General features: G+C 62.2%; 26 protein-coding genes. 20 read left to right on the top strand and 6 right to left on the bottom strand.

Features of this window, described 5'->3' with window-relative positions; genetic code table 11:
• Positions 1-122: 122 nt before the first annotated feature.
• Positions 123-842 (top strand): gamma-glutamylcyclotransferase, encoded by a 720-nt coding sequence (locus NKJ76_RS28250; protein ID WP_352538890.1) that lies wholly within the window; start codon positions 123-125, stop codon positions 840-842.
• A gap of 68 nt (positions 843-910) precedes the next feature.
• Here NKJ76_RS28250 and NKJ76_RS28245 read toward each other — a convergent pair whose 3' ends face one another.
• A complete protein-coding gene (locus NKJ76_RS28245) occupies positions 911-1,354 on the bottom strand; it encodes a hypothetical protein (protein ID WP_352538889.1) in 444 nt (147 codons plus the stop codon).
• Between the two features lie 212 nt (positions 1,355-1,566).
• On the opposite strand from NKJ76_RS28245, the gene NKJ76_RS28240 reads away from it, so the two are divergent.
• The 6 genes from NKJ76_RS28240 to NKJ76_RS28215 all read left to right on the top strand — a co-directional run bounded on the left by NKJ76_RS28240 (position 1,567) and on the right by NKJ76_RS28215 (position 7,014).
• On the top strand, positions 1,567-2,922 hold the full coding sequence (locus NKJ76_RS28240) for an NAD(P)-dependent oxidoreductase (protein WP_352538888.1): 1,356 nt from the start codon (positions 1,567-1,569) through the stop codon (positions 2,920-2,922).
• 5 nt (positions 2,923-2,927) lie between these two features.
• Positions 2,928-3,770: a class I SAM-dependent methyltransferase gene (locus NKJ76_RS28235; RefSeq protein ID WP_352538887.1), complete on the top strand. Its 843-nt coding sequence runs from the start codon at positions 2,928-2,930 to the stop codon at positions 3,768-3,770.
• A 12-nt stretch (positions 3,771-3,782) separates the two neighbouring features.
• Positions 3,783-5,096, top strand: a complete 1,314-nt coding sequence (gene preA, locus NKJ76_RS28230) for an NAD-dependent dihydropyrimidine dehydrogenase subunit PreA (protein ID WP_352538886.1) — start codon at positions 3,783-3,785, stop codon at positions 5,094-5,096.
• Positions 5,097-5,550: 454 nt separating this feature from the next.
• Positions 5,551-6,069, top strand: coding sequence for an RrF2 family transcriptional regulator (locus NKJ76_RS28225; RefSeq protein ID WP_023697058.1), 519 nt, complete (start codon positions 5,551-5,553; stop codon positions 6,067-6,069).
• Between the two features lie 32 nt (positions 6,070-6,101).
• Positions 6,102-6,560, top strand: coding sequence for a carboxymuconolactone decarboxylase family protein (locus tag NKJ76_RS28220; RefSeq protein WP_023668206.1), 459 nt, complete (start codon positions 6,102-6,104; stop codon positions 6,558-6,560).
• Between the two features lie 76 nt (positions 6,561-6,636).
• Positions 6,637-7,014, top strand: coding sequence for a DoxX family protein (locus NKJ76_RS28215; protein WP_023690828.1), 378 nt, complete (start codon positions 6,637-6,639; stop codon positions 7,012-7,014).
• A gap of 1 nt (position 7,015) precedes the next feature.
• Here NKJ76_RS28215 and NKJ76_RS28210 read toward each other — a convergent pair whose 3' ends face one another.
• Together NKJ76_RS28210 and NKJ76_RS28205 are read right to left on the bottom strand one after the other, a co-directional pair.
• A complete protein-coding gene (locus NKJ76_RS28210) occupies positions 7,016-7,738 on the bottom strand; it encodes an SDR family oxidoreductase (protein WP_352538885.1) in 723 nt (240 codons plus the stop codon).
• On the bottom strand, positions 7,735-8,574 hold the full coding sequence (locus tag NKJ76_RS28205) for an SDR family oxidoreductase (protein ID WP_352538884.1): 840 nt from the start codon (positions 8,572-8,574) through the stop codon (positions 7,735-7,737). Before NKJ76_RS28205 ends, NKJ76_RS28210 begins: the two co-directional genes overlap by 4 nt.
• A gap of 104 nt (positions 8,575-8,678) precedes the next feature.
• Between NKJ76_RS28205 and NKJ76_RS28200 the strand changes: the two genes are divergently transcribed.
• Together NKJ76_RS28200 and NKJ76_RS28195 are read left to right on the top strand one after the other, a co-directional pair.
• The gene (locus NKJ76_RS28200) at positions 8,679-9,551 is read left to right on the top strand and encodes a helix-turn-helix transcriptional regulator (RefSeq protein ID WP_352538883.1); all 873 of its coding nucleotides are present in this window, start codon (positions 8,679-8,681) and stop codon (positions 9,549-9,551) included.
• 58 nt (positions 9,552-9,609) lie between these two features.
• Positions 9,610-10,389, top strand: a complete 780-nt coding sequence (locus NKJ76_RS28195) for a toll/interleukin-1 receptor domain-containing protein (protein ID WP_352538882.1) — start codon at positions 9,610-9,612, stop codon at positions 10,387-10,389.
• 30 nt (positions 10,390-10,419) lie between these two features.
• Here the strand turns inward: NKJ76_RS28195 and NKJ76_RS28190 are convergent, their stop codons facing one another.
• The gene (locus NKJ76_RS28190) at positions 10,420-11,049 is read right to left on the bottom strand and encodes a TetR family transcriptional regulator C-terminal domain-containing protein (protein WP_352538881.1); all 630 of its coding nucleotides are present in this window, start codon (positions 11,047-11,049) and stop codon (positions 10,420-10,422) included.
• Between the two features lie 255 nt (positions 11,050-11,304).
• Between NKJ76_RS28190 and aptA the strand changes: the two genes are divergently transcribed.
• The 5 genes from aptA to NKJ76_RS28165 all read left to right on the top strand — a co-directional run bounded on the left by aptA (position 11,305) and on the right by NKJ76_RS28165 (position 16,241).
• Positions 11,305-12,633 carry an omega-aminotransferase AptA gene (aptA, locus tag NKJ76_RS28185; protein ID WP_352538880.1) on the top strand — a complete coding sequence of 443 codons (1,329 nt, stop codon included), beginning with the start codon at positions 11,305-11,307 and terminating at the stop codon, positions 12,631-12,633.
• Positions 12,634-12,702: 69 nt separating this feature from the next.
• The gene (locus NKJ76_RS28180; protein WP_023804952.1) at positions 12,703-13,953 is read left to right on the top strand and encodes a Zn-dependent hydrolase; all 1,251 of its coding nucleotides are present in this window, start codon (positions 12,703-12,705) and stop codon (positions 13,951-13,953) included.
• A 62-nt stretch (positions 13,954-14,015) separates the two neighbouring features.
• On the top strand, positions 14,016-15,467 hold the full coding sequence (hydA, locus tag NKJ76_RS28175; RefSeq protein WP_027050645.1) for a dihydropyrimidinase: 1,452 nt from the start codon (positions 14,016-14,018) through the stop codon (positions 15,465-15,467).
• On the top strand, positions 15,464-15,841 hold the full coding sequence (locus tag NKJ76_RS28170) for a hypothetical protein (protein WP_352538879.1): 378 nt from the start codon (positions 15,464-15,466) through the stop codon (positions 15,839-15,841). Before hydA ends, NKJ76_RS28170 begins: the two co-directional genes overlap by 4 nt.
• A gap of 16 nt (positions 15,842-15,857) precedes the next feature.
• Entirely contained in the window at positions 15,858-16,241 is a 384-nt protein-coding gene (locus tag NKJ76_RS28165; RefSeq protein ID WP_031251092.1) for a hypothetical protein, read from the top strand.
• A gap of 17 nt (positions 16,242-16,258) precedes the next feature.
• Here NKJ76_RS28165 and NKJ76_RS28160 read toward each other — a convergent pair whose 3' ends face one another.
• Entirely contained in the window at positions 16,259-16,663 is a 405-nt protein-coding gene (locus NKJ76_RS28160; RefSeq protein ID WP_031251090.1) for a cupin domain-containing protein, read from the bottom strand.
• A gap of 110 nt (positions 16,664-16,773) precedes the next feature.
• Between NKJ76_RS28160 and NKJ76_RS28155 the strand changes: the two genes are divergently transcribed.
• The 5 genes from NKJ76_RS28155 to NKJ76_RS28135 are packed head-to-tail and all read left to right on the top strand — an operon-like array spanning position 16,774 to position 21,131.
• Entirely contained in the window at positions 16,774-17,565 is a 792-nt protein-coding gene (locus NKJ76_RS28155; RefSeq protein WP_023687997.1) for an ABC transporter ATP-binding protein, read from the top strand.
• Positions 17,555-18,091, top strand: coding sequence for an endonuclease domain-containing protein (locus NKJ76_RS28150; protein ID WP_023705579.1), 537 nt, complete (start codon positions 17,555-17,557; stop codon positions 18,089-18,091). The genes NKJ76_RS28155 and NKJ76_RS28150 overlap by 11 nt, the downstream gene beginning before the upstream one ends.
• Entirely contained in the window at positions 18,092-18,970 is an 879-nt protein-coding gene (locus NKJ76_RS28145) for an ABC transporter permease (protein WP_352538878.1), read from the top strand. It abuts the gene before it with no gap.
• Positions 18,967-20,121 carry an ABC transporter permease gene (locus tag NKJ76_RS28140; RefSeq protein ID WP_023712052.1) on the top strand — a complete coding sequence of 385 codons (1,155 nt, stop codon included), beginning with the start codon at positions 18,967-18,969 and terminating at the stop codon, positions 20,119-20,121. The genes NKJ76_RS28145 and NKJ76_RS28140 overlap by 4 nt, the downstream gene beginning before the upstream one ends.
• Before the next feature lie 38 nt (positions 20,122-20,159).
• The gene (locus tag NKJ76_RS28135; RefSeq protein ID WP_023682178.1) at positions 20,160-21,131 is read left to right on the top strand and encodes an ABC transporter substrate-binding protein; all 972 of its coding nucleotides are present in this window, start codon (positions 20,160-20,162) and stop codon (positions 21,129-21,131) included.
• Positions 21,132-21,179: 48 nt separating this feature from the next.
• On the opposite strand, the gene NKJ76_RS28130 is transcribed toward NKJ76_RS28135, so the two are convergent.
• The gene (locus NKJ76_RS28130) at positions 21,180-21,638 is read right to left on the bottom strand and encodes an Lrp/AsnC family transcriptional regulator (protein WP_023682177.1); all 459 of its coding nucleotides are present in this window, start codon (positions 21,636-21,638) and stop codon (positions 21,180-21,182) included.
• 123 nt (positions 21,639-21,761) lie between these two features.
• On the opposite strand from NKJ76_RS28130, the gene NKJ76_RS28125 reads away from it, so the two are divergent.
• The gene (locus NKJ76_RS28125) at positions 21,762-23,045 is read left to right on the top strand and encodes a cystathionine gamma-synthase family protein (protein WP_352538877.1); all 1,284 of its coding nucleotides are present in this window, start codon (positions 21,762-21,764) and stop codon (positions 23,043-23,045) included.
• The last annotated feature ends 51 nt before the right edge of the window (positions 23,046-23,096 follow it).

The following is a 23,096-nucleotide window of genomic DNA, read 5'->3' as shown; positions in this document are numbered from 1 at the left end:
GACAGCGAACCGGAGAAAATTCAACGGCTGCGTTGACACATCGTTCCGCACTTCGCCCCACCGGCGCCTTGCACGTGCGGCGGTTTTCGACTTTCCTTGGGCAAACGAGGGGTAGTCGTTTCATGCGCCTTATGTCGCTCACGCCTGAGCTTGTGTCACTGTGTCATCGCGAAGAGGTCGATCCCGGACCGGACGGCAGCTGGACGCAGCTGAACGACGAGGATTTTCGCACGCTTGCCTTACGGCTCTCCGACGAAGCCGATGCGGGGCCGTTATGGGTGTTCGCCTATGGCTCGCTGATCTGGAAGCCGGCTTTCGAGTCCGTCGAACGCCAGCGCGCCACTGCGTTTGGCTGGCATCGCTCGTTCTGCCTCGACATGGTGCGCTGGCGCGGCAGCGTCGCGCAGCCGGGGCTGATGATGGCGCTCGAACGCGGCGGCCGATGCGACGGCGTCATCTACCGCCTGCCCGACGGCGACAAGCCGGAGCAGATCGAAAGACTGTTGCGGCGCGAGATCGACGACCATGAGAGTGTCAGCTCGGTCCGGTGGGTTCCCGTGCGCACGGAGCAGGGCCGGATACGGGCGCTCGGCTTCTGGGTCGGGGTGACGGGCAGGGGAACCTCGCTTGGGCAGCCGCTAGATCGGGTGGCGCGGGTGTTGGCGCGGGCCTGCGGCCATGTCGGCTCGGGTGCCGAATATCTCTACAACACCGTCAGCCACCTCGAGGAATTCGGCATTTGCGACCGCAATCTGTGGCGACTGCAGCAACTGGTTGCCGACGAGATCAGGTCGATCCATGGCGGCCGCTCAGATGCCAGCCTACAGCTGGCACCTTCGTAGCGAACAGCCACCAATCTTGGCCTGTGCCGGAGCGTATGCGGTTTCAAGGCGTTTCGCTCCCCGGGTGATCAGATCCAAGAAGGAGTGGCTTCACGAGCAATGACCTCAACCGTGCATTCGAGACTGAGCAGCAGAAAATGCGTACAGTCATCTGTCGGGCCAAGTGTCGATCGCAACCAGTGCGAGTTCTCCACTCGCAGGATCGGCCACCTGTAGGAGGCTTGCCTGCCAGATCCAATCAATGGGATCGAGGTGTCCGCACGGATTTTGGTCAGTCCCAGCATGTCATCATGGGCAGCCAGGGCTACTACCCCTTGAAAATCGATCTTGAGAGTTCGTTCCGATGTCCCGAAGTCGCCTTCGACGGTCAGCTCAAAGTTATTGTCGGATTTTAGACGCCACACCTGACAGGCAGCCAGAGGTAAATCTCCCACGGGCTCCCACCGGTGAGCCGTCTCCCTATCATCGGTCATCGCCTTCTCCGTTGAATGAAAGCCGCGCATCGTGCTCAAGCGCCCTATCATTTCGCGCTGACCTGGAACAGCTTGCCGCGACTTGGAGCTTGTCGCGCTCCCCTCTTTGAGGACGCAACCGTCACTCATAACATGAGCAACTAAATCATATTATCAGCTAGTCTTTTCAGCGGCTTGGGTCGAAAATTGACCAATTGATAAAAAAATAAAACGTGCTAGCCTTCCCCAAAACGAAAACAGGGGAACTGACGATGCCAGAAGGCCAGTTCAAGGACGGCATTGCCGGCGGCCGGCTTGCCGCCGACCAGTACGCCGAGAATTTTTCCGATCTGCATCCGCCGCTCGATCACCACGAAGCGCTGGTCGAATCCGATCGCTGCTATTTCTGCTACGACGCGCCGTGCATGAATGCATGCCCGACCTCGATCGACATTCCGCTGTTCATCCGCCAGATATCGACCGGCAACCCGATCGGTTCGGCCAAGACGATTTTCGACCAGAACATACTAGGTGGCATGTGCGCCCGCGTCTGCCCTACCGAGACGCTGTGCGAAGAGGTCTGCGTGCGCGAGGTGGCGGAAGGCAAGCCGGTGCAGATCGGCCGCCTGCAGCGCTACGCCACCGATGTCGCCATGGCCGAGCACAAGGAGTTTTATTCGCGCGCTGAATCGACCGGCAAGTCGGTCGCCGTGGTCGGCGCCGGTCCGGCCGGCCTAGCCGCGGCGCACCGGCTCGCCCGCCATGGCCACGAGGTGACCATACTGGAAGCCCGCCCGAAGGCCGGCGGCCTCAACGAATACGGCATCGCCGCCTACAAGAGCATCGACAATTTCGCCCAGGCCGAGGTCGACTATGTCACGGGGATCGGCGGCATCGATATCCAGAACGGCAGGGCGCTCGGCCGCGACTACCGGCTGTCGGACCTGATCCGGAATTACGATGCCGTCTTCCTCGGCATGGGGCTTGGCGGCGTCAATGCGCTGCGCGCCGATGGCGAGGAGGTCGGTGGCGTCGTCAATGCAGTCGAATTCATCGCCGAACTGCGCCAGGCCAGCGATCTCGCGAGCCTGCCAATCGGCCGGCGCGTCGTCGTCATCGGCGGCGGCATGACGGCGATCGACGCCGCCGTGCAGTCGAAGCTGCTCGGCGCCGAGGAGGTGACGATCTGCTACCGGCGCGGCCAGGAACACATGAACGCTTCCGAGTTCGAGCAGGATCTGGCAGCCGCCAACGGCGTCACCATCCGCCACTGGCTGCAGCCGAAGCGGGTCATCACTGAGGCCGGCAAAGTGTCGGGCATCGAGCTCGAATACACCGCGATGAACGGCGACAGGCTTGCCGGCACCGGCGAGCGGCTGACGCTGGCCGCCGACCAGGTGTTCAAGGCGATCGGCCAGAGCTTTGTGCCGGCGGCACTCAACGGCAGCGGTGCTGCGATCGAACTCGAAGCCGGCCGCATCAAGGTCGATGCGGAAGGGCGCACCTCGCTCGCCAATGTCTGGGCGGGCGGCGACTGCATTTTTGGCGGTGACGATTTGACGGTTTCGGCCGTGGCGCAAGGCCGCGATGCGGCGGAGAGCATCAACCGGAGTCTGACACAGGGATAGAGATCATGGCCTCAGTGGAATCGGGCATCGCCCGTCACTACGACGTCTCGGATCTTGAGCAGCACATTCTTGCCGTGCTCGCCGATACCGGCGTGGAAATTGCCCATTTACGCGCTGGCGATCTCGAAGCGGTCGACGAGTTCCACATTGGCGGTATCGCCGCCACCAGGGAACTCATCGGCCAGATGGGTTTGAAGCCGGGGGCCAGGCTGCTCGACATTGGTTCCGGCGTGGGTGGTCCAGCCCGCTTCGCCGCCAACAATGCCGGCGCCGATGTCACCGGCATCGATCTGACGCAAAGCTATGTCGACATCGCGACCAGCCTGTCGAAGCGGGTGGGAATGGCCGACAAAGTCCGGTTCGTGCAGGGCAGCGCGCTGGACATGCCGTTCAGCAACAAAAGCTTTGATACGGCCATGATCCTGCATGTCGGCATGAATCTTCCCGACAAGAAAAAGCTGATGAGCGAGGCGGCGCGTGTGCTCAAGCCGGGCGGCATCTTTGCCGTCTACGATGTGATGCGGCTCAAGGCAGGTGCGCTGACCTATCCGCTGCCATGGGCATCCGACGAGAGCATGTCCTTCGTTGCCACGCCCGACGACTATCGTTCGGCTGCCGCCGCCGCGGGGTTCTCTGTAACCGCCGAGCGCCCTCGTGGCGCCTTCGCCATCGAATTTTTCGACTCGATACGGGCGCGCATGGCTGCGGCGCAGGCGGAAGGAAAAAAGCCGCCGCCTGGCGTTAATCTTATCATGGGCGAGAACGCCGGCACCAAGATCGCCAATCTCACCCCCGCGCTTAAAGGCGGCATTCTCGCACCCGTGGAAATGCTCCTTCGTCTCGGTTGAAAGGGACCTGTCATGGCAGACATCCGCAACAATTTCGTCGGCATCAAATCGCCCAATCCGTTCTGGCTGGCTTCGGCGCCGCCGACCGACAAGGCCTACAATGTCATCCGCGCCTTCAAGGCGGGCTGGGGCGGCGTCGTGTGGAAGACGCTGGGAGAAGAAGGTCCGCCGGTGGTCAACGTCAACGGCCCGCGTTATGGCGCGATCTGGGGGGCGGACCGGCGCCTGCTCGGCCTCAACAATATCGAGCTGATCACCGACCGCGATTTGCAGGTCAATCTGCGCGAGATCAAGGAGGTCAAGAAGGATTGGCCCGACCGCGCCATCGTCGTCTCACTGATGGTGCCATGCGTCGAGGAAAGCTGGAAGGCGATCCTGCCGGTGGTCGAGGAGACCGAAGCCGACGGCATCGAGCTCAATTTCGGCTGCCCGCACGGCATGTCGGAACGCGGCATGGGCGCGGCTGTCGGCCAGGTGCCGGAATACATCGAAATGGTGGTGCGCTGGTGCAAGGCCAACACCCGCATGCCTGTCATCACCAAGCTGACGCCGAATATCACCGATGTGCGCAAGCCGGCGCGCGCCGCACTCTCCGGCGGCACCGACGCGGTGTCGCTGATCAACACCATCAACTCGATCACCGGCGTCGACCTCGATAGCTTCGCGCCGCAGCCGACCATCGACGGCAAGGGCTCGCATGGCGGCTATTGCGGCCCGGCGGTGAAGCCGATTGCCATGAACATGGTGGCCGAGATCGCCCGCGATCCGGAAACGCGCGGCCTGCCGATCTCCGGCATTGGCGGCATCACCACCTGGCGCGATGCGGCTGAATTCATGGCGCTCGGCGCCGGCAATGTGCAGGTGTGCACGGCGGCGATGACATACGGCTTCAAGATCGTGCAGGAGATGATCGCCGGTCTCCAAAACTGGATGGACGAGAAAGGCCACGCCTCGCTCAACGACATTGTCGGCCGCGCCACGCCCAACGTCACCGACTGGCAGTATCTCAACCTCAATTACATCGCCAAGGCGCATATCGACCAGGACGCCTGCATCAAATGCGGCCGCTGCCACATCGCCTGCGAGGACACTTCGCACCAGGCAATCACCAACATGGTCGACGGCGTCAGGCATTTCGAGGTGATCGAGGCCGAATGCGTCGGCTGCAATCTGTGCGTCAATGTCTGCCCGGTCGAGAACTGCATCACCATGGAGCCGCTGGCCGCCGGCGTCATGGACCAGCGCACCGGCAAGCCGGTGTCGCCGGTCTATGCCAACTGGACGACGCACCCGAACAACCCGATGGCCAAGGTGGCCGCAGAGTAGACTTGGGTTCCTCGCCCCGATCGACGTCTACGTTGTGCACTCATCTTCTGTGACTGGTCGGCGTGAGGGCTTGGTTGCCACGTGGTTCCCCCAATCCGTCGCTGCTTCGCAGCGCCGCCTTTCCTCCCTCCGGAGGGAAAGGAAGGGAGCTTTACTGGACGAACGTTGGACGGCAAAAAACTTGGCGCCGTTCCTCTCCCCCGTCGATCGGGGGAGAGGTGGCTCGGCGAAGCCGAGACGGAGTGGGGGTCGATCAGCGCAATATAAGACAATGCATGCGCCAAGCCGCCATACACGCTATCGCCACAGACCAGCCGCCCGGAAATGTGTGCAGGCTGCAGACCGGGATGCCCAAGTTCTGTGAAGCCATTGCTATATGTGAATTTCCGCATTTCCCTATTGCAGATAAAATTTATCCACGATATAAGATATCCATGAATAGGAGCGCAACATCATGAAGCTGGGCGAAGGTGTAGAAGCGGCCATCCATTGCGCGGCCACACTGGCCAGCGTGGAGGGCAACAGCACGATGCCGGGTGCTGCCTTGGCAGAGTCCTTCGGCCTGTCGCCGAGCTATCTGCTGAAACATCTGAACCAGCTGACGGCTGCGCGCATCCTGGAATCGGTGCCGGGACCGGCGGGCGGCTACCGGCTGGCGCGTCCGGCCGAGCGCATCACGCTGCTCGATATCGTGCTTGCGGTCGAGGGTCGCGAGCCGGCCTTCCGCTGCGGCGAGATCCGCCAGCGCGGCCCGGTCAAGATCGATGCTTCGGCCTATGTGAAGCCGTGCGGCATCAATGCCGCGATGCTGAAAGCCGAGCGTGCCTATCGTGCCGCTCTCGCGGAAACTCGGTTGTCCGACATCGTGGCTGACTACAAGGCCGAAGGCGATCCGCGATCGTTTGCCGCCAGCTGTGCCTTTGTGGCGCGCCATCAGCGGCCGCAGAAACCCGCTTCGACCAAACAGATTTAATCCCCCGCCAAACAGATGTGAAAGGAAAGACCATGAAACAGAGACTGCAATTCTTCGCCAAGGCGCCTGAGATCATGAAAGCCGTGTCGGCGCTTAACAAGGCGGTCGACGAATGCGGGCTTGAAGTGAGCCTGCTGCATTTGATCAAGCTCCGCGCCTCGCAGATCAATGGCTGCTCCTACTGCGTCGAGATGCATAGCCGCGAGGCGAGGCGCGATGGCGAAACCGAGACACGGCTCTATCTGGTTTCGGCCTGGAAGGAATCGCCGCTGTTTTCCGAGCGCGAACGCGCGGCGCTTGCTTGGACCGAGGCAACGACCCTGATCGCCAACAATGGCGTTTCGGACGAACTCTATGCCCGCACGCTAGAGCACTTCTCGGAAGAGGAACTGGTCAAGCTGTCGGTCGCGATCGGCATGATCAACACCTGGAACCGGCTCTGCATCCCGTTCCACGCCATTCACCCGATGCCGGCTGCCAAAGCAGCCTGACCGTCCGGTTAGTCATGGAGCGCCGTGGAAAGGGCGGCGCTCCACCTGTTTCATGCTTAAGTACGGGGAAGATTTCATGCCTGTCGATTTGCCTTCGACCCTGTTGTTTCTCGGCCGCCTGTTGCTTGGCGGCGCCTTCGTTGTCGCGGGACTGCGCAATGTTCAAAACGAGGCGTTCCTGACCGGGCTGATGGCCGCGCGCGGCGTGCCGCAGGCGAGATTGGCGTTGTGGGCCGGCATCGTCCTGCAGACCATTGCCGGCGCGCTGGTGATGGCCGGCCTGTGGACCGCGATCGCCAGTGCTGTGCTGGTGCTGTTTCTCATTGTCGCGACGCCGATGTTCCACAATTTCTGGGACCATCAGGGCCCGGACCGGGCCTCGCGCATCAACGGCTTCGTCGGCAACGTCGCCCTGGCCGGAGGCTTTCTCACGCTGATCGCACAGTCGCTGTAGGTCACGCCGCGAAGCGCAAACCGCCATCGCAGGTCAGCACCTGGCCGGTCATGAAGCCGTTGGAGACGAGAAAGGCGATTGCGCCGGCGGCGTCTTCGGCGCGGCCGATCCTGCCCACCGGGGTTTTGCCGGCATATTCGCTGAACACCGCCTGCCGCTGGTCTTCGGCCAGAAAATCCCACCATGGCGTGTCGATGACGCCGGGCGCCACGACGTTGACGCGCAGAGGCTTCAGTTCGACCGCCAGGATCGGCACCACCGTCAGCAGCATGCCGTTGACGGCGGCAATGCCAGCCACGCCGGGCGCCGACAATTGTGCCGACACCGCCGAGATGAAAGTGACCGATCCCGATCTGTTGAGCGTCGGTAAGGCTGCCTGCAAACAGGACAGCTGCGGCCTGACTTTCTCGTCGACGCCGCCGGCGATGTCTGAGAGGTCGAGGGTTTCGAACCGCCCAAGTCCCTTGCCGCCGCTGGCAGCCAGCACGAGGTGATCGAACGGTCCGAGTTCCCCAAAGAACTGGCGGACTTCGTCCGGCTTCGAAGCATCGAAGGCAGCTTTTTCGGCGGCGCCGCCGAAACTCTTCCAGGCGCTGGTGAGCTTGTCCTGGTTTCGTCCGGTGATGGTCACCTTCATGCCTGGGCCCAGCAGTTTTCGCGCCGTTGCCAGGCCGATGCCGGATGAGCCGCCGACGACGACCGTGTGTTCGATCTTGCCGGTCATGAATGCTGTTCCTTCGATTTTGGGGAAGCCTGGCCGACGAAGTCGAGGCTCAGGGTTCGCAATTGCTGTCTGGCCTTGGCGTCATAGGCTTGTGCTTCGGCGCGGGATTCCTTTTGGCCATCGAAATAGAGGCCACTGCGGCCCTCCAGGGCGGGCGATGTCGCGAGGTTGAGAATGGCGTCGGCGCCGGTCTCGACCGAGCTCCATGGCGTCACGCCGGCTTGGCGGACCATGGTGGTGTTCATGTAGCTCGCTGGATGCAGAGCGTTGACGGTGACGCCGCTGCCTTTCAACTCTCCGGCCAGGTCGATGGTGAACAGGATCTGCGCCAGCTTGCTCTGGCAATAGGCGCGCACGCCGTCATAGGAACGTGTCAGCATGACATCGCCGAAATCGATCGCCTGCTGGCCGGCCGAGGCGACGTTGATGATGCGCGCCGGCGAACTCGCCTTGAGCAGCGGCAGCAGTTCCGAGGTCAGCAGGAAACCGGCGAGATAGTTGACCGCAAAGCGCAGTTCGAAGCCGTCGGCGCTGAGCTGTCGCTTGGCGCCGGCCGTGCCGATGCCGGCATTGTTGATGAGGATGTCGAGCCGGTCGGTTTTTGCGCGTACGGCCTCGGCGAGGCGGCGGACCTCGGCTAGCGAGGCGAGGTTGGCGGCGAGGAACTCGGCTTTGCCGCCGGCGGATTCGATTTCTGCGACGGTTGCCTTGCCGCGAGCCGCGTCACGGCCATGCACCAGCACGCGCGCGCCGCCGGCGCCCAGCCTTTGCGCGACGACACGGCCGACGCCGTCGGTCGAGCCGGTGATGAGGATTGTCTTGTCTTTCAGGTCCATGTCGGGAGCCTCCATATTCGCTCTGGATGCCAAGATGGTGCGCTTTGCGCTCGCCAAACAGTTCAAACTTTATCCTGGTATCGATACTGCTATACTGCGCCCTCATGGATGCTTCCGCACCATCGCCCGAAGACAGCCGCCGGCCCGAGCTTGGCGCCTTCCTGCGTTCGCGCCGCGAACGGCTTTCGCCGTCAGCCACCGGCATTGCGGCCGGCGCGAGGCGGCGTACGCCCGGTCTGCGCCGCGAAGAGGTGGCGATGATCGCCGGCGTCGGCACGACCTGGTACACCTGGCTGGAACAGGGCAGGGATGTGCGGCCTTCGGTGGAGGTACTGACGGCGCTTTGCGAGGCCTTGCGCCTCGATGCCGCCGAGAAGCGGCATTTGTTCACGCTGGCCGGCCGCCAGCAGCCCGAGCGGCGGCGCATTACCCCGGTCAAGGTCGAAGGTCCCCTGCTGCACATGCTGCAGAGTCTCGTCCTGCAACCGGCCTATATTGTCGGGCCGCGCTGGGATGTGCTGGCCTGGAACGCCGGGGCGGTTGCCATTTTCGGCGATTACGGCTTGTTGGAGGGCGACGCCCGTAACATCCTCCATGGCGTGTTCACCGATCCGCACCGGCGCCATTTGCTGGTCGACTGGGAACAGCTGGCGCGCGCCACCCTTGCGGCGTTTCGCGCCGAGAGCGCGAAATACACCGGCGACCCGGATTTCGAGCGGCTGATCGCGCTTATGATGCGGTCGAGCCCGGAGTTCCGGGAGTGGTGGCCGCAGCGAGATGTGGTGCATCGTCTCTCCGGCAAGAAGTATCTGCGCCATCCGATCGCCGGCGCGATGGCGTTCGAGCATATGAGCCTGTCGATCGATGACGGCTCGGACATGAAGCTGATCGTCTACACGCCGCTGGCCGAGCAGAATTCGGTCGCCAAGCTGCAGGCATTGGTGGACGCGCTGCCTGTCGAACGGCGCAGTGCCTAGTTGACGTTGTGAATGCAAGTTCCTACCTCTCCGAGACAATTTCCGGGGAGGCACATAGATGATCTTTTTAAGTCATAATCACGCGGACAAGCCCGTTATTGAACCGGTTGCACTTCGGCTCCGCGAAATTTTTGGGCAGGACAAGGTTTTTTACGACAGCTGGTCAATACAGCCAGGCGATGGCATCATTGATAAAATGAACGAAGGCCTGACTTCGCCAAAGTTTGTTTTTTTCTTTGTTTCTGGAAAAAGTCTTCAGAGCAACATGGTCAAGCTCGAATGGCAGAACGCATTATATAAAGCCACGAAGGGCGAGTGCAAAATCATTCCCGTTCGTGTGGATGGCTCCACAATGCCGCCTGTACTTCTTCAGAACGTCTACATCGATATGTTCGCCAATGGGATTGAAGCAGCGATTGTTCAGATCGTGAATGTCATCCAAGGAAATAATACGTTCACCCCGCAGCATATGGGATTCTCCAATCTCACCTATAGCTTTTCAGGTAATCCGTCTGTTGCCGTGGACATCGTAATTTCGGCTTCTCACCTCATGGAGCCGAATCCCTCATTTCTTGTTTTGATAGACAACGAAGAGGGTGAAATCATAATCGAGATGAACGGTGGAGTGCCGCATCGGGGTGGGTTCAACAAAGGCATCACCCTGGACAACGGCATAGTGGTGAATGGCTTTGCTATTGCTCCACTCGGCGGAGCCATCACACCTAAAATGCCGACGAAGCTAAAGATCACACCGCAACAGGGCAAGCTCGTAGCGTTTAGGGGAGTTCTTCATCAGGCATCTTATGACGAATGGAAAGCAATACCTCCAAGGAACTGAGCATCACGCAACTGAGCACCGCGGCAGTTATCAGGGCTTCGGCTTCAGCCCATCGATAAACAGCTGTTCGAGAAAGCGCGCCGCATCCTCGAAGCGGCCGTCGCCGCCGCGATCGGCGCCGAGCACGGCACGGACCTGGACATCGAAATCGGCATAGTGCTGCGTCGTCGCCCAGATCGAAAAGATCAGGTGCCAGGGATCGGTGCGGGCGATTTTTCCCGCGCGCATCCAGCCCTTGATGACGTTGGCCTTCTCGTCGACCAGTGTCTTCAGTTCACCCGCCAGCAGCGGCATGATGCGTGGCGCGCCTTGCAGGATCTCGTTGGCGAACAGCCGGCTCTCCCTGGGAAAATCACGCGCCATTTCGAGCTTGCGCCTGATGTAGCTCCTGAGCTCGGTCAGGGGATCGCCGATATCGTCGAGTTCGCGCAGCGGCGCCAGCCAGGTCGCCAGCAGCCGCTCCATCAGTGTCTCGTGAATGTCTTCCTTGCGGCGGAAATAATAGAGCAGGTTCGGCTTCGACATCCCGGCGGCCTCGGCGATCTGGTCGATGGTCGAACCGCGAAAGCCGTTGGCGGAGAAGACTTCGAGGGCTGCCTCCAGGATCAGTTCGCGCTTTTCCTGCTGGATGCGGGTGCGGCGAGGGGCTGAGCCTTCCATGGCGCCGCTCACCCCTGCAAGCCTTGGCCGAGCGGGTCATCTGGACCAATTCTCTGGACCAGTTTTTCTCTTACCCGTGGAGCGCACTTCGGAGGCCGCATTTCCGCTAGTAATCCCTTGACCGCCGACAGGGCGGTGCTAACGTTTGTCCAATCGGTCAAAAATTTGCGTAGCATGAAAACGCAGCAAAGACCAAGCTTTGGAAAGACCAAGCGTTAGCCGCACCGAAACAGGTTACAAGGGGAAGTCTTGGTCATGTCCAACCGGCTGAAAGTCACGCCGAACGATCTCAGCGCATTCTGGATGCCGTTCACGGCAAACCGGCAGTTCAAACAGGCGCCGCGCATGTTCGTGTCCGCCAAGGACATGCACTACACCACCAGCGACGGCCGCAAGGTGCTCGACGGCACCGCGGGCCTCTGGTGCGTCAATGCCGGCCATTGCCGTCCCAAGATCACCGAGGCGATCCAGCATCAGGCCGCCGAACTCGACTATGCGCCGGCCTTCCAGATGGGTCACCCGATCGTGTTCGAACTGGCCAACCGCCTGGTCGACCTCGCGCCCAAGGGCATGGACCATGTCTTCTTCACCAATTCCGGTTCGGAATCGGTGGAAACCGCGCTGAAGATGGCGATCGCCTATCACCGTGTGAAGGGCGAGGGCGCGCGCACCCGCCTGATCGGCCGCGAACGCGGCTATCACGGCGTCAATTTCGGCGGTATCTCGGTCGGCGGCATCGTCACCAACCGCAAGATGTTCGGCACGCTGCTCGGCGGCGTCGACCACATGCCGCACACGCATCTGCCGGAAAAGAACGCCTTCTCCAAGGGCGTGCCGGAGTATGGCGCGGAACTCGCCAACGAGTTGGAGCGCATCGTTGCCCTGCATGACGCCTCGACCATCGCCGCCGTCATCGTCGAACCGGTCGCCGGCTCCACCGGCGTCATCCTGCCGCCGAAGGCCTATCTGCAGAAACTGCGGGAGATCTGCACCAAGCACGGCATTTTGCTGATCTTCGACGAGGTCATCACCGGTTTCGGCCGTCTCGGCGCGCCGTTCGCAGCGGATTATTTCGGCGTCACGCCCGACATCATGACCACCGCCAAGGGCGTCTCCAACGGCGTCATCCCGATGGGCGCGGTGTTCGTGAAGAAGGAAATCCACGACGCCTTCATGAGCGGCCCCGAGCACATGATCGAGTTCTTCCACGGCTACACCTATTCGGGCAATCCGATTGCGTGCGCCGCGGCACTCGGCACGCTCGACACCTACAAGGAAGAGGGCCTGCTCACCCGCGGCGAGGAACTGGCGCCGTACTGGGAAGATGCGCTGCATTCGCTGAAGGGCGAGCCGCATGTCATCGACATCAGGAACATCGGCCTGATCGGCGCGATCGAACTGGCGCCGATCGCAGGCAGCCCGACCAAGCGGGCCTTCTCGGCCTTCGTAAAGGCGTTCGAGCGCGGCGCGCTGATCCGCACCACCGGCGACATCATCGCGCTGTCGCCGCCACTGATCATCACCAAGGGCCAGATCAACGAATTGATCGACCATGTCAGAGAAGTGCTGAGGGCGATCGACTAATCTATCCAGCCAGTCGGGCGGCGGCGGGAACCGCCGCCCGGTTGGTTATATGAAATGAGAGGACTTTGAATGGCCGCCCCAGGCGAGAATCTGCGAATCAATTCAGACCGTTTGTGGGATTCCATCATGGAGATGGCGAAGATCGGCCCCGGTATTGCGGGCGGCAACAATCGCCAGACCGTGACCGACGAGGACGGCGAGGGACGGCATCTGTTCAAGCGCTGGTGCGAGGCGGCCGGGCTTGAAATGGGCCTGGACGAGATGGGCACCATGTTTGCCCGGCGGGAAGGTGCTGATCCCAGCCTGCCGCCGGTTTATGTCGGCAGCCATCTCGACACGCAGCCGACCGGCGGCAAGTATGACGGCGTGCTCGGCGTGCTCGGCGGGCTGGAGATCATCCGCTCACTTAACGATCTCGGCATCCAGACCAGGCATCCGATCGTCGTTACCAACTGGACCAATGAGGAAGGCTCGCGCTTTGCCCCGGCGATGATGGCGTCCGGCGTGTTCGCCGGTGTGCTCGAGCAGGCGGACGTGTATCAGCACACCGATAAACAGGGGAAAAAGTTCGGCGAGGAGCTGGAGCGCATTGGCTGGAAGGGAACCGAGAAGGTCGGCGACCGCAAGATCCACGCCTTCTTCGAACTGCATATCGAGCAGGGGCCGATCCTCGAGGACGAAGGCATCGACATTGGCGTCGTCACCCACGGCCAGGGCCTGAAATGGCTGCAGGTAACGCTGACCGGCAAGGAGGCGCATACCGGCTCGACGCCGATGCCCAAGCGCCGTAATGCCGGTCTAGGCATGGCGCGCGTGGTCGAGCTGGTGCATGAGATCGCCATGGACTACCAGCCCGACGCCGTCGGCGCGGTCGGCCACATGGAGGTGTTTCCGAACTCGCGCAACATCATTGCGGGACGCACCGTCTTCACCATCGACATCCGTTCGCCCGAGAAGGAAGTGCTGGACGCGATGGATGGGCGCATACGCGAAGGCATCGACACGATCTGTGAGGCGCTCGACATCCAGTACAAGGTCGAGCAGGTCGGCGCTTTCGATCCGGTCACCTTCGATGCCGGCTGCGTCAAGGCGATCCGCGACGCCGCCGAGCGGCTCGGCTATTCCCACCGCAACCTCGTATCCGGCGCCGGCCACGACGCCTGCTGGATCAACCGCGTCGCGCCGACCGCCATGGTGATGTGCCCCTGCGTTGACGGGTTGTCACACAACGAGGCCGAGGAAATCACCAAGGAATGGGCCGGCGCCGGCGCCGACGTGCTGTTCCATGCGGTGGTAGAGACAGCGGGGATCGTGGCGTGAACTAAGATCTGTATTCAAAACGACGCTCACAAGAAGCGCGAAGAGAACAAGGGAACACGACAATGACCAAAGTCATCCGAAACGGCACCATCGTCACCGCCGACCGCACCTGGAAGGCCGATGTGCTGATGCAGCACGGCAAGATCGTCGCCATTGGCTCGAACCTGCATGGCGACCATGAGTTCGACGCCAGCGGCTGTTACGTCATGCCGGGCGGCATCGATCCGCACACCCATCTCGAAATGCCGTTCATGGGCACCTATTCGGCCGACGATTTCGAGTCCGGGACGCGCGCGGCCCTTTCCGGTGGCACCACGATGGTGGTCGATTTCTGCCTGCCGGCGCCGCAGCAATCGCTGCTGGAAGCGTTGCAGATGTGGGACAACAAGACCTCGAAGGCTGCCTGCGACTACTCCTTCCACATGGCGATCACCTGGTGGGGCAAGCAGGTGTTCGACGAGATGGCCACCGTCGTCGACAGAGGCATTACCTCGTTCAAGCATTTCATGGCCTACAAGGGCGCGCTGATGGTGGACGACGACGAGATGTACGCGTCGTTCCAGCGCTGCGCCGATCTCGGCGCGCTGCCGCTCGTTCATGCCGAGAATGGCGACGTGGTTGCGGCGCTGTCGCAAAAGCTGCTCGCCGCCGGCAATAATGGCCCCGAGGGACACGCCTATTCGCGGCCGCCGGAAGTGGAAGGCGAGGCGACCAACCGCGCCATCATGATCGCCGACATGGCCGGCGTGCCGCTCTATGTCGTGCATGTGTCCTGCGAGCAGAGCCACGAAGCCATCCGCCGCGCCCGCCAGAAGGGCATGCGGGTTTTCGGCGAGCCGCTGATCCAGCATCTGACGCTGGATGAAAGCGAGTATTTCGATAAGGATTGGGACCACGCGGCGCGCCGCGTCATGAGCCCGCCCTTCCGCAACAAGCTGCACCAGGATTCGCTGTGGGCCGGCCTGCAGGCGGGATCGCTGCAGGTGGTGGCGACCGACCACTGCGCCTTCACCACCAAGCAGAAGCGCAACGGCGTCGGCGATTTCACCAAGATCCCGAACGGCACTGGCGGGCTTGAAGACCGCTTGCCCGTGCTGTGGACGACGGGCGTCAACACCGGGCGGCTGACGATGAACGAGTTCGTCGCGGTGACTTCGACCAACATCGCCAAGATCCTCAACATGTATCCTAGGAAGGGCGCCATCGTCCAAGGCGCGGACGCCGACATCGTGGTGTGGGACCCCAGCGCCAAGAAGACCATCACCTCTAAGAAGCAGCAATCGGTGATCGACTACAACGTCTTCGAAGGTTTTGAGGTGACCGGCCTGCCGCGCTTCGTCTTTTCGCGCGGCGAATTGTCGGTCGAGGAAGCGGAGGTCAAGGCCAAGCCCGGCCATGGCGAATTCGTCGCCCGCGAGCCGAACGCGGCGGTCAACCGGGCTCTGTCGACCTGGAAGGACATTACCGCGCCGCGCAAGGTGGAACGCACCGGCATTCCGGCGACAGGCGTTTGACGTTGCGGAGCCCGGGGGCGCTCATTTCACTGGTCGTGGCGATGGTGGTCGCTGGTCCGGCAACAGGGGCCGAGAGGCTGGCCGGCTCCTGGGGCAACGATGCCGGCTGTGTCTTTGCAAAGGCCGGTTTTCAGGGCCGGGACGATTATATCGTGCTGACCGCCGAAGGCATCGAGACCTATGGCAGCGGCTGCCGGTTCGCGCAGCTATTGACGTGGGCGCCGGGCACGCAATCGCTTGATGCGACCTGTTCCGCCGAAGGCGAGGCGGGGACGACGGCTGAAACCGTTGTGGTCACCAACAAGGGCGAGGGTGGGTTCTTCGTGACCATTCCCGGTCTTGAAGAAATGGGGCCGTTGCAACCGTGTTCGTGACGTTGGAGCTGGGGGAATGAGCGCGCGCGGTTTGGGGCCGTCTGTTGCGATGGTAGTCGTTCTGGCTGCGGGTCAGGCCCTTGCGGCAGGCATCGACCTGACGAAACCCTATGGGGACAAATATGGCTGCATCAACCGCAACGGCCAGGAAGTCGCCGCCGATCGGATGCTGCTTTTGACCGACGAGGCATTGGTCACCGCCGCCAGCGCCTGCACCTTCACGGACAAGCAGGCGCAGGCTGATGGGTCGCTGGTGGTGACGGCAACATGCGAGGCGGAAGGCGAAGAAGGACAGGCGCCGACCAAATTCACCATCAAGCGCAGCGCCAAGAACGCCAAGAAGCTGACGGTCGCCGACGACGACGGCAATGTCATGGGCGAAGTGGCGCGGTGCAAATGACGGCAGTCCCGTCAGCGTCAGGCCACCAGCGCATCCAGTTCCGGCAACAGGACGACGCTTTCCTGTTCATTGGGATCGGTGCGGGCGATGACGGCCGAGGACGGGGCGTTGCTCAGATTGGCCGGCAGATGCGGTACGCCGGCCGGGATGTAGAAGAGGTCGCCGGCCTTGACGACGATGTGGTTCTCGAGCCTTTCGCCATACCATGTGTGGACCTCGCCCGAGAGCACATAGATCGCCGTCTCATGGCTTTCATGCAAATGCGCCTTGGCGCGGGCGCCGGGCGGCAGGGTGAGCAGATGCATGCAGATGCCGGACGAGCCTACCGTCTCGGCGGCAATGCCGGCAAAATAGGTCAATCCCTGCTTGCCTTCATAAGTGCTTTCAGGACGGATAAGGTGACAAGTGGGTTTGGGCGACATCGGCAAGGCTCCGGGCGTCGATTGGGTGGGATTGGACGAGTGGAAAGCAACATCAACGCGAATGCAACGGCATTTCATCCTGGGCGGCTGCGAGAGGCAGGCAGGAAGCGATGACGGGACAATCGCCAGCCGTCGTCTCGGCAAGCAGACTTGGCCTTACCTTTCAGACCAATGACGGTCCGGTAGAGGCGCTCTCCAATGTCGACCTGACCATCGGCAAGGGCGAGTTCGTCTCCTTCATCGGCCCATCGGGCTGCGGCAAGACCACCTTGCTGCGCGTCATCGCCGATCTGGAAAAACCGACATCGGGCACGATCTCGGTCAACGGCATGACGCCGGAACAGGCGCGCGAGAAACGCGCTTATGGCTACGTCTTCCAGGCGGCAGCCCTTTTCCCGTGGCGCACGATCGAGCGTAACGTGGCGCTGCCGCTGGAGATCATCGGCCTTTCGAGAGCGGAGCAGGCCGAGCGCATCAAGCGAACGATGGAGCTCGTCAACCTCTCCGGCTTCGAGAAGAAATACCCCTGGCAGCTTTCCGGCGGCATGCAGCAGCGCGCTTCGATCGCCCGCGCGCTCGCCTTCGACGCCGACCTGTTGCTGATGGACGAGCCCTTCGGCGCGCTGGACGAGATCGTGCGCGACCATCTCAATGAACAGCTTCTGGAATTGTGGGCGCGCACCAACAAGACGATCTGCTTCGTCACCCATTCCATCCCCGAGGCGGTGTATCTGTCGACGCGCATCGTCGTCATGTCGCCGCGCCCAGGTCGGGTTACCGACATCATCGAATCGACGCTGCCAAAGGAGCGGCCACTGGACATCCGCGAGACGCCGGAATTTTTGGCGATCGCGGCCAGGGTACGCGATGGCTTGAGGGCAGGGCACAGCTATGATGATTGAGGGGGCGAACGACCGGCTGGCTCCTCTCCCCAACGGGGAGAGGGTGGCCGGAGCGAAGCGGAGGTCGGGTGAGGGGGCGGCGCCGACGGATCCGACCAAGAGAAATGTCGGGGCAACCGCTCGCGCCCGAAAGCTGCGGTTTGACGAGACCGAAGCTGAATACCGGCTTTGGGGGGAATTGAGAGGACGTCATCTCAACGGCTACAAATTTGTGCGGCAAGTGCCGCTCGGACCTTTCATCGCGGACTTCGTCTGCCGCGAGCAGGGGCTGATTGTCGAACTTGATGGCAGCCAACACGCGGATTCACTGACCGATCCCGCCAGGACAGCCTGGCTGAACGGACAAGGTTATTCGGTTCTGCGCTTCTGGAATCACGAAGTTTTGGCTGAGCGCCGAGCGGTCCTGGATACGATCTTGGCTTGTCTCGACGGAAAGATTTCTACCCCCTCACCCGACCTCCGCTTCGCTCCGGCCACCCTCTCCCCGTTGGGGAGAGGAGGGCGCCCCGCTGGCGAGGCGCGCTAGATGGACACCTTCCGCGAAAAATTCATCCCCGTGACCTCCATCCTCCTGGGCGTGGTGGTGCTCTGGTATGTCTTCGCCGTCATCCTAAACGCGCCCTTCCAGCGCGACCTCGACCGGCGCGCCGGGGAAACCACCGACAGAGTCGAATTCATCGGCAAGACGCTGTCGCAGCCCAAGCCGACGCTGCCGGCGCCGCATCAGGTGGCGGTGAACTTCTTCGAGAACACCTTCCTGCGGCCCATCACATCGAGCCGAAGCCTCGTCTACAATGCTTGGGTGACCCTGTCGTCGACGTTGCTCGGCTTTGCCTTCGGCACGGCGCTCGGCATCGTCATCGCGGTTGGCATCGTGCATGTGGCGACGCTCGACCGCAGCCTGATGCCGTGGATCATCGCCTCCCAGACGATTCCCATTCTGGCGGTGGCGCCGATGATCATCGTCGTGCTGGGGGCGATCGGCATCAGCGGTCTGATCCCAAAGGCGATGATCTCGACCTACCTGTCGTTCTTCCCGGTGACGGTTGGCATGGTGAAGGGCCTGCGCTCGCCCGAACTCATGCATCTCGACCTGATGCACACCTACAATGCCAGTGTCTCGCAGACCTTCTGGAAGCTGCGGGTGCCGGCCTCGGTGCCGTTCCTGTTCACCTCGATGAAGGTGGCGGTGGCGGCGAGCCTGGTCGGCGCCATTGTCGGCGAACTGCCGACCGGTGCTGTCGCCGGCATCGGCGCCAAGCTTTTGGCAGGCGCCTATTACAGCCAGTCCATCGACATCTGGTCCGCCCTTGTGGCGGGCTCGGTGGTGGCGGCCCTTCTGGTCATGGTGGTCGGCATAGCCGGGCGCCTCGTTGACCGCGCGATGGGCGGGAGGCCGGCATGAACTGGCTGAAGCCCTCCTGGCAAGCCGTGCTGGCCATTGCGCTGTGCCTCGTCGCCGTCGCGCTCGGCGCGATGTCGAAGCCGGAAGCGGCCACCCTTGCAGACCCGACGGCAAGTTTCGACTACCCCTATTTCGGTATAAAGACCCCGATGATCGGCCTGGCCGTGCTGGCGGGGCTGATCTCGATGATCAGAATTTCGGCGGTAGCCGAGGCTGCGGTGCTGTTTATCGGCGCTCACCTTGTCGCCTGGATGCTGATCTCGGGCATTACAGGGTTCGAAGGCACGGCAATGGCGCCTTATTTCCTGCTGCTCGCGGCTGCCTGGCTGCTGGCCTGGCGCTGCGTGGCGGTGCTGTCGGGGCTTCGGCCTATGGCAAAAGGGGCGCGGATGGCGCTGCGCCTCATCATCCCGGCGATCTTCGGCGCCTGGATCCTGATCATATGGGAAGCGGTGACGCGTGGCGCCGGCATTCCCTTCATCCTTTTGCCGCCGCCGAGCGCCATCGGTGTGCGCATCGCCAGTTCCCTGCCGGTGCTCGGCGCCGATATCAGGCAGACCATCTTCAAGGCGGTGATCTTCGGCTACATCGTCGGGAGCGGCGCCGGCTTCCTGGTGGCCATCGCCGCGGACCGGGTGCCGTTCCTGCGCCGCGGTCTGCTGCCGATCGGCAATATGGTCTCGGCGCTGCCGATCATCGGTGTGGCGCCGATCATGGTGATGTGGTTCGGCTTCGACTGGCCGTCCAAGGCCGCGGTCGTCATCATCATGACCTTCTTCCCAATGCTGGTGAACACGGTTGCCGGTCTTGCCGCCTCCGGCCATATGGAGCGCGATTTGATGCGCACGTATGCGTCGGGCTACTGGCCAACACTCTTGAAGCTCAGACTGCCGGCGGCAGCGCCCTTCATCTTCAACGCGCTCAAGATCAACTCGACGCTGGCGCTGATCGGCGCCATCGTCGCCGAGTTCTTCGGCACGCCTGTGGTCGGCATGGGCTTTCGCATCTCGACCGAGGTCGGGCGGATGAACATCGACATGGTCTGGGCCGAAATCGCAGTTGCAGCACTGGCGGGTTCGGTCTTTTATGGCGTGGTCGCTCTCGTCGAGAGAGCCGTCACGTTTTGGCATCCCTCTGTCCGTGGTGGATAGGGCGGTGGGTTCGGGTGTTAACTTCAGAGGGTAAAAACATGAAAAGACTGATCATTCCGATGCTGGCCGGCGCGATGTCGCTGGCCGCGTTCCAGGCAATGGCCGCCGACAAGGTGACGTTGCAGCTGAAATGGGTCACGCAGGCGCAGTTTGCCGGCTACTATGTCGCCAAGGCCAAGGGTTTTTATGAAGCCGAAGGCCTCGACGTCGACATCAAGCCGGGCGGTCCCGATATCGCACCCGAGCAGGTGATCGCCGGCGGTGGCGCCGACGTCATCGTCGACTGGATGGGCGGGGCGCTCGCCGCGCGCGAAAAGGGCGTGCCGCTGGTCAACATCGCCCAGCCGTTCAAGAAGGCCGGTATGGAGCTGGTCTGCCCGAAGGATGGCCCGATCAAGACCGAAGCCGATTTCAAGGGTCACACGCTCGGCGTCTGGTTCTTCGGCAACGAATATCCTTTCTACGCCTGGATGAACAAGCTCGGCCTGAAGACCGAAGGCGGCCCGGATGGCGTCACGGTTTTGAAGCAGAGCTTCGACGTGCAGCCGCTGATCCAGAAGCAGGCGGATTGCATTTCGGTCATGACCTACAACGAGTACTGGCAGCTGATCGATGCCGGCTACAAGCCGGACCAGCTCACCGTGTTCAACTACTCGGCGATGGGCAACGACCTGCTTGAGGACGGGCTCTATGCCTCGGAAGACAAGCTCAAGGATCCGGCTTTCGAAGACAAGATGGTGCGTTTCGTGCGCGCCTCGATGAAGGGCTGGAAATATGCCATCGACAACAATGACGAGGCCGCGGGCATTGTCATGGACGGCGGTGGCCAGGACGAAAACCACCAGAAGCGGATGATGAGCGAAGTCGCCAAGCTGATCGACAATGCCGACGGCAAGCTCGACCCGGCGACCTACGAGCGCACCGCCAAGGCGCTGCTCGACCAGAAGATCATCACCAAGGCGCCGACCGGCGCCTACACCACGGCCATCACCGACAAGGCGATCAAATAAGCCTGGCCAGGCAATTTCGACCTCGAGAGCGGCGCCTTTGACCAAATGTCAGAGGCGCCGTTCCTTTATGGTGTTCATGACGAAGCTGGTCTCGATCGAAGCGACGCATTTCAGCCGCGCGATCTTTTCCTTGATGAAGCGCTCGTACTGTTCGAGGCTGCCGGTCACCACCTTCAGCACATAGTCGCGCGAACCGGTGACGAGGTGGCATTCCAGCACCTCCTCCCACCCGCGGATGGCGTCCTCGAACATGACGATCTCGTCCTCGTTCTGGCGGCTGAGCCGAACGGTGGCGATGGCGACCATGTTCCAGCCGAAGGCGGCCGGGTCGACCAGCGTGGTATAGCCCCGGATAATGCCGGCCTCCTCCAGCCGGCGTACCCTCCTCAAACATGGCGACGGCGACAGGCCGATGCGCTCCGCAAGCTCATTGTTGGTGATGCGGGCGTCGGCCTGCAGCTCGCGCAGGATCTTGCGGTCGAAATCGTCGGCTATCTTCTGCTGCACTTTTGCTCTCGCTCGGCAATTTGTTGCCGGGATGCAGCCATGCGAGGCCGAAAATAGCAAGGACTGGTGGACCGGGATCGCATAAATTGCTGGACGAGACTCCTCTAGAACGCAGGAAAAGCCATGACCGCGCCGCGCCCGTCGAAAACCCACATCGGCAACCACAAGCTCCATCCGGAAACGTTGATGTTGAGCTATGGCTTCGATCCGCAACTGTCGGAAGGCGCCGTCAAGCCGCCGGTGTTCCTGACCTCGACCTTCGGGTTCAAATCGGCGGAGGAGGGGCGCGACTTCTTCGACTACACATCCGGCCGCAAGGAGCCGCCGAGCGGCACGGCGTCCGGCCTGGTCTATTCGCGCTTCAATCATCCCAACTCCGAGATCGTCGAGGACCGGCTGGCGGTCTATGAGGGAACGGACGCCTGCATCCTGTTCTCGTCCGGCATGTCGGCGATCGCCACCACGATGCTCGCCTATGCCCGTCCGGGCGATGTCATCTTGCATTCGCAGCCGCTTTACGGCGGCACTGAGACGCTTTTGACGCGCACGCTGTCCGGCTTCGGCATCGGCGCTGTCGGCTTCGCCGACGGCGTCGACGAGAAGGCGGTGCGGGCCGCTGCTGATGCAGCGGTGGCGAAGGGGCGTGTCTCGGTCATTCTCATCGAGACGCCGTCAAATCCGACCAACAGCCTGGTCGACATCGCACTGATCCGGAAGATTGCCGACGAGATCGGCGCAAGCCAAGGCTCGACGCCGATCATCGTCTGCGACAACACGCTGCTCGGCCCGGTGTTCCAGCGGCCGATCGAACATGGCGCCGATGTCTCCGTCTATTCGCTGACCAAATATGTCGGCGGCCATTCCGACCTGATCGCCGGTGCGGCGATGGGCAGCAAGGCGGTGACCAAGCCGATCAAGGCGCTGCGCGGCGCCATCGGCACGCAACTCGACCCGCATTCCTGCTGGATGCTCGGCCGCTCGCTGGAGACGCTGTCCATCCGCATGGAGCGCGCCAACGACAATGCGCGGCTCGTGGCCGAATTCCTGCGCGATCACGCCAAGGTCGAGAAGGTGCATTACCTGCCGTTCCTGGGCGAGGATACGGCAGCGGGACGGGCCTACAAGGCGCAATGCAGCGGCGCCGGGTCGACATTTTCTTTCGATATCAAAGGCGGAGAGAAGGCGGCCTTCGCATTTCTCAACGGGCTGCAAATATTCAAGCTGGCGGTGAGCCTCGGCGGCACGGAGTCACTCGCCAGCCACCCGGCGGCGATGACGCACTCCGGCATTCCCTTCGACGTGCGCCAGCGCATTGGCGTGCTGGAGACCACGGTCAGGCTGTCGATCGGCGTCGAGCATCCGGACGATCTTATCGCCGACCTGACGCAGGCGCTGGCAGCGGTCTGATAGCTCGCTTGTAGATATCAGGAAAGGGGCGATCGTCTTGGCAGCGTCGGC

It is taken from the genome of Mesorhizobium sp. M0029 (assembly GCF_040323735.1).
In the GTDB taxonomy this organism is placed as follows: Bacteria; Pseudomonadota; Alphaproteobacteria; order Rhizobiales; family Rhizobiaceae; genus Mesorhizobium.
This window is presented reverse-complemented; position numbering and strand designations above follow the sequence as displayed.

What these genes read in the sequence shown, in the direction of transcription:
- NKJ76_RS28250 (WP_352538890.1), top strand. Translation starts at nt 123, where the DNA reads ATGCGCCTTATGTCGCTCACGCCTGAGCTTGTGTCACTGTGTCATCGC.
- NKJ76_RS28240 (WP_352538888.1), top strand. Translation starts at nt 1,567, where the DNA reads ATGCCAGAAGGCCAGTTCAAGGACGGCATTGCCGGCGGCCGGCTTGCC.
- NKJ76_RS28235 (WP_352538887.1), top strand. Translation starts at nt 2,928, where the DNA reads ATGGCCTCAGTGGAATCGGGCATCGCCCGTCACTACGACGTCTCGGAT.
- preA (WP_352538886.1), top strand. Translation starts at nt 3,783, where the DNA reads ATGGCAGACATCCGCAACAATTTCGTCGGCATCAAATCGCCCAATCCG.
- NKJ76_RS28225 (WP_023697058.1), top strand. Translation starts at nt 5,551, where the DNA reads ATGAAGCTGGGCGAAGGTGTAGAAGCGGCCATCCATTGCGCGGCCACA.
- NKJ76_RS28220 (WP_023668206.1), top strand. Translation starts at nt 6,102, where the DNA reads ATGAAACAGAGACTGCAATTCTTCGCCAAGGCGCCTGAGATCATGAAA.
- NKJ76_RS28215 (WP_023690828.1), top strand. Translation starts at nt 6,637, where the DNA reads ATGCCTGTCGATTTGCCTTCGACCCTGTTGTTTCTCGGCCGCCTGTTG.
- NKJ76_RS28210 (WP_352538885.1), bottom strand. Translation starts at nt 7,738, where the DNA reads ATGACCGGCAAGATCGAACACACGGTCGTCGTCGGCGGCTCATCCGGC.
- NKJ76_RS28205 (WP_352538884.1), bottom strand. Translation starts at nt 8,574, where the DNA reads ATGGACCTGAAAGACAAGACAATCCTCATCACCGGCTCGACCGACGGC.
- NKJ76_RS28200 (WP_352538883.1), top strand. Translation starts at nt 8,679, where the DNA reads ATGGATGCTTCCGCACCATCGCCCGAAGACAGCCGCCGGCCCGAGCTT.
- NKJ76_RS28195 (WP_352538882.1), top strand. Translation starts at nt 9,610, where the DNA reads ATGATCTTTTTAAGTCATAATCACGCGGACAAGCCCGTTATTGAACCG.
- NKJ76_RS28190 (WP_352538881.1), bottom strand. Translation starts at nt 11,049, where the DNA reads ATGGAAGGCTCAGCCCCTCGCCGCACCCGCATCCAGCAGGAAAAGCGC.
- aptA (WP_352538880.1), top strand. Translation starts at nt 11,305, where the DNA reads ATGTCCAACCGGCTGAAAGTCACGCCGAACGATCTCAGCGCATTCTGG.
- NKJ76_RS28180 (WP_023804952.1), top strand. Translation starts at nt 12,703, where the DNA reads ATGGCCGCCCCAGGCGAGAATCTGCGAATCAATTCAGACCGTTTGTGG.
- hydA (WP_027050645.1), top strand. Translation starts at nt 14,016, where the DNA reads ATGACCAAAGTCATCCGAAACGGCACCATCGTCACCGCCGACCGCACC.
- NKJ76_RS28165 (WP_031251092.1), top strand. Translation starts at nt 15,858, where the DNA reads ATGAGCGCGCGCGGTTTGGGGCCGTCTGTTGCGATGGTAGTCGTTCTG.
- NKJ76_RS28160 (WP_031251090.1), bottom strand. Translation starts at nt 16,663, where the DNA reads ATGTCGCCCAAACCCACTTGTCACCTTATCCGTCCTGAAAGCACTTAT.
- NKJ76_RS28155 (WP_023687997.1), top strand. Translation starts at nt 16,774, where the DNA reads ATGACGGGACAATCGCCAGCCGTCGTCTCGGCAAGCAGACTTGGCCTT.
- NKJ76_RS28150 (WP_023705579.1), top strand. Translation starts at nt 17,555, where the DNA reads ATGATGATTGAGGGGGCGAACGACCGGCTGGCTCCTCTCCCCAACGGG.
- NKJ76_RS28145 (WP_352538878.1), top strand. Translation starts at nt 18,092, where the DNA reads ATGGACACCTTCCGCGAAAAATTCATCCCCGTGACCTCCATCCTCCTG.
- NKJ76_RS28140 (WP_023712052.1), top strand. Translation starts at nt 18,967, where the DNA reads ATGAACTGGCTGAAGCCCTCCTGGCAAGCCGTGCTGGCCATTGCGCTG.
- NKJ76_RS28135 (WP_023682178.1), top strand. Translation starts at nt 20,160, where the DNA reads ATGAAAAGACTGATCATTCCGATGCTGGCCGGCGCGATGTCGCTGGCC.
- NKJ76_RS28125 (WP_352538877.1), top strand. Translation starts at nt 21,762, where the DNA reads ATGACCGCGCCGCGCCCGTCGAAAACCCACATCGGCAACCACAAGCTC.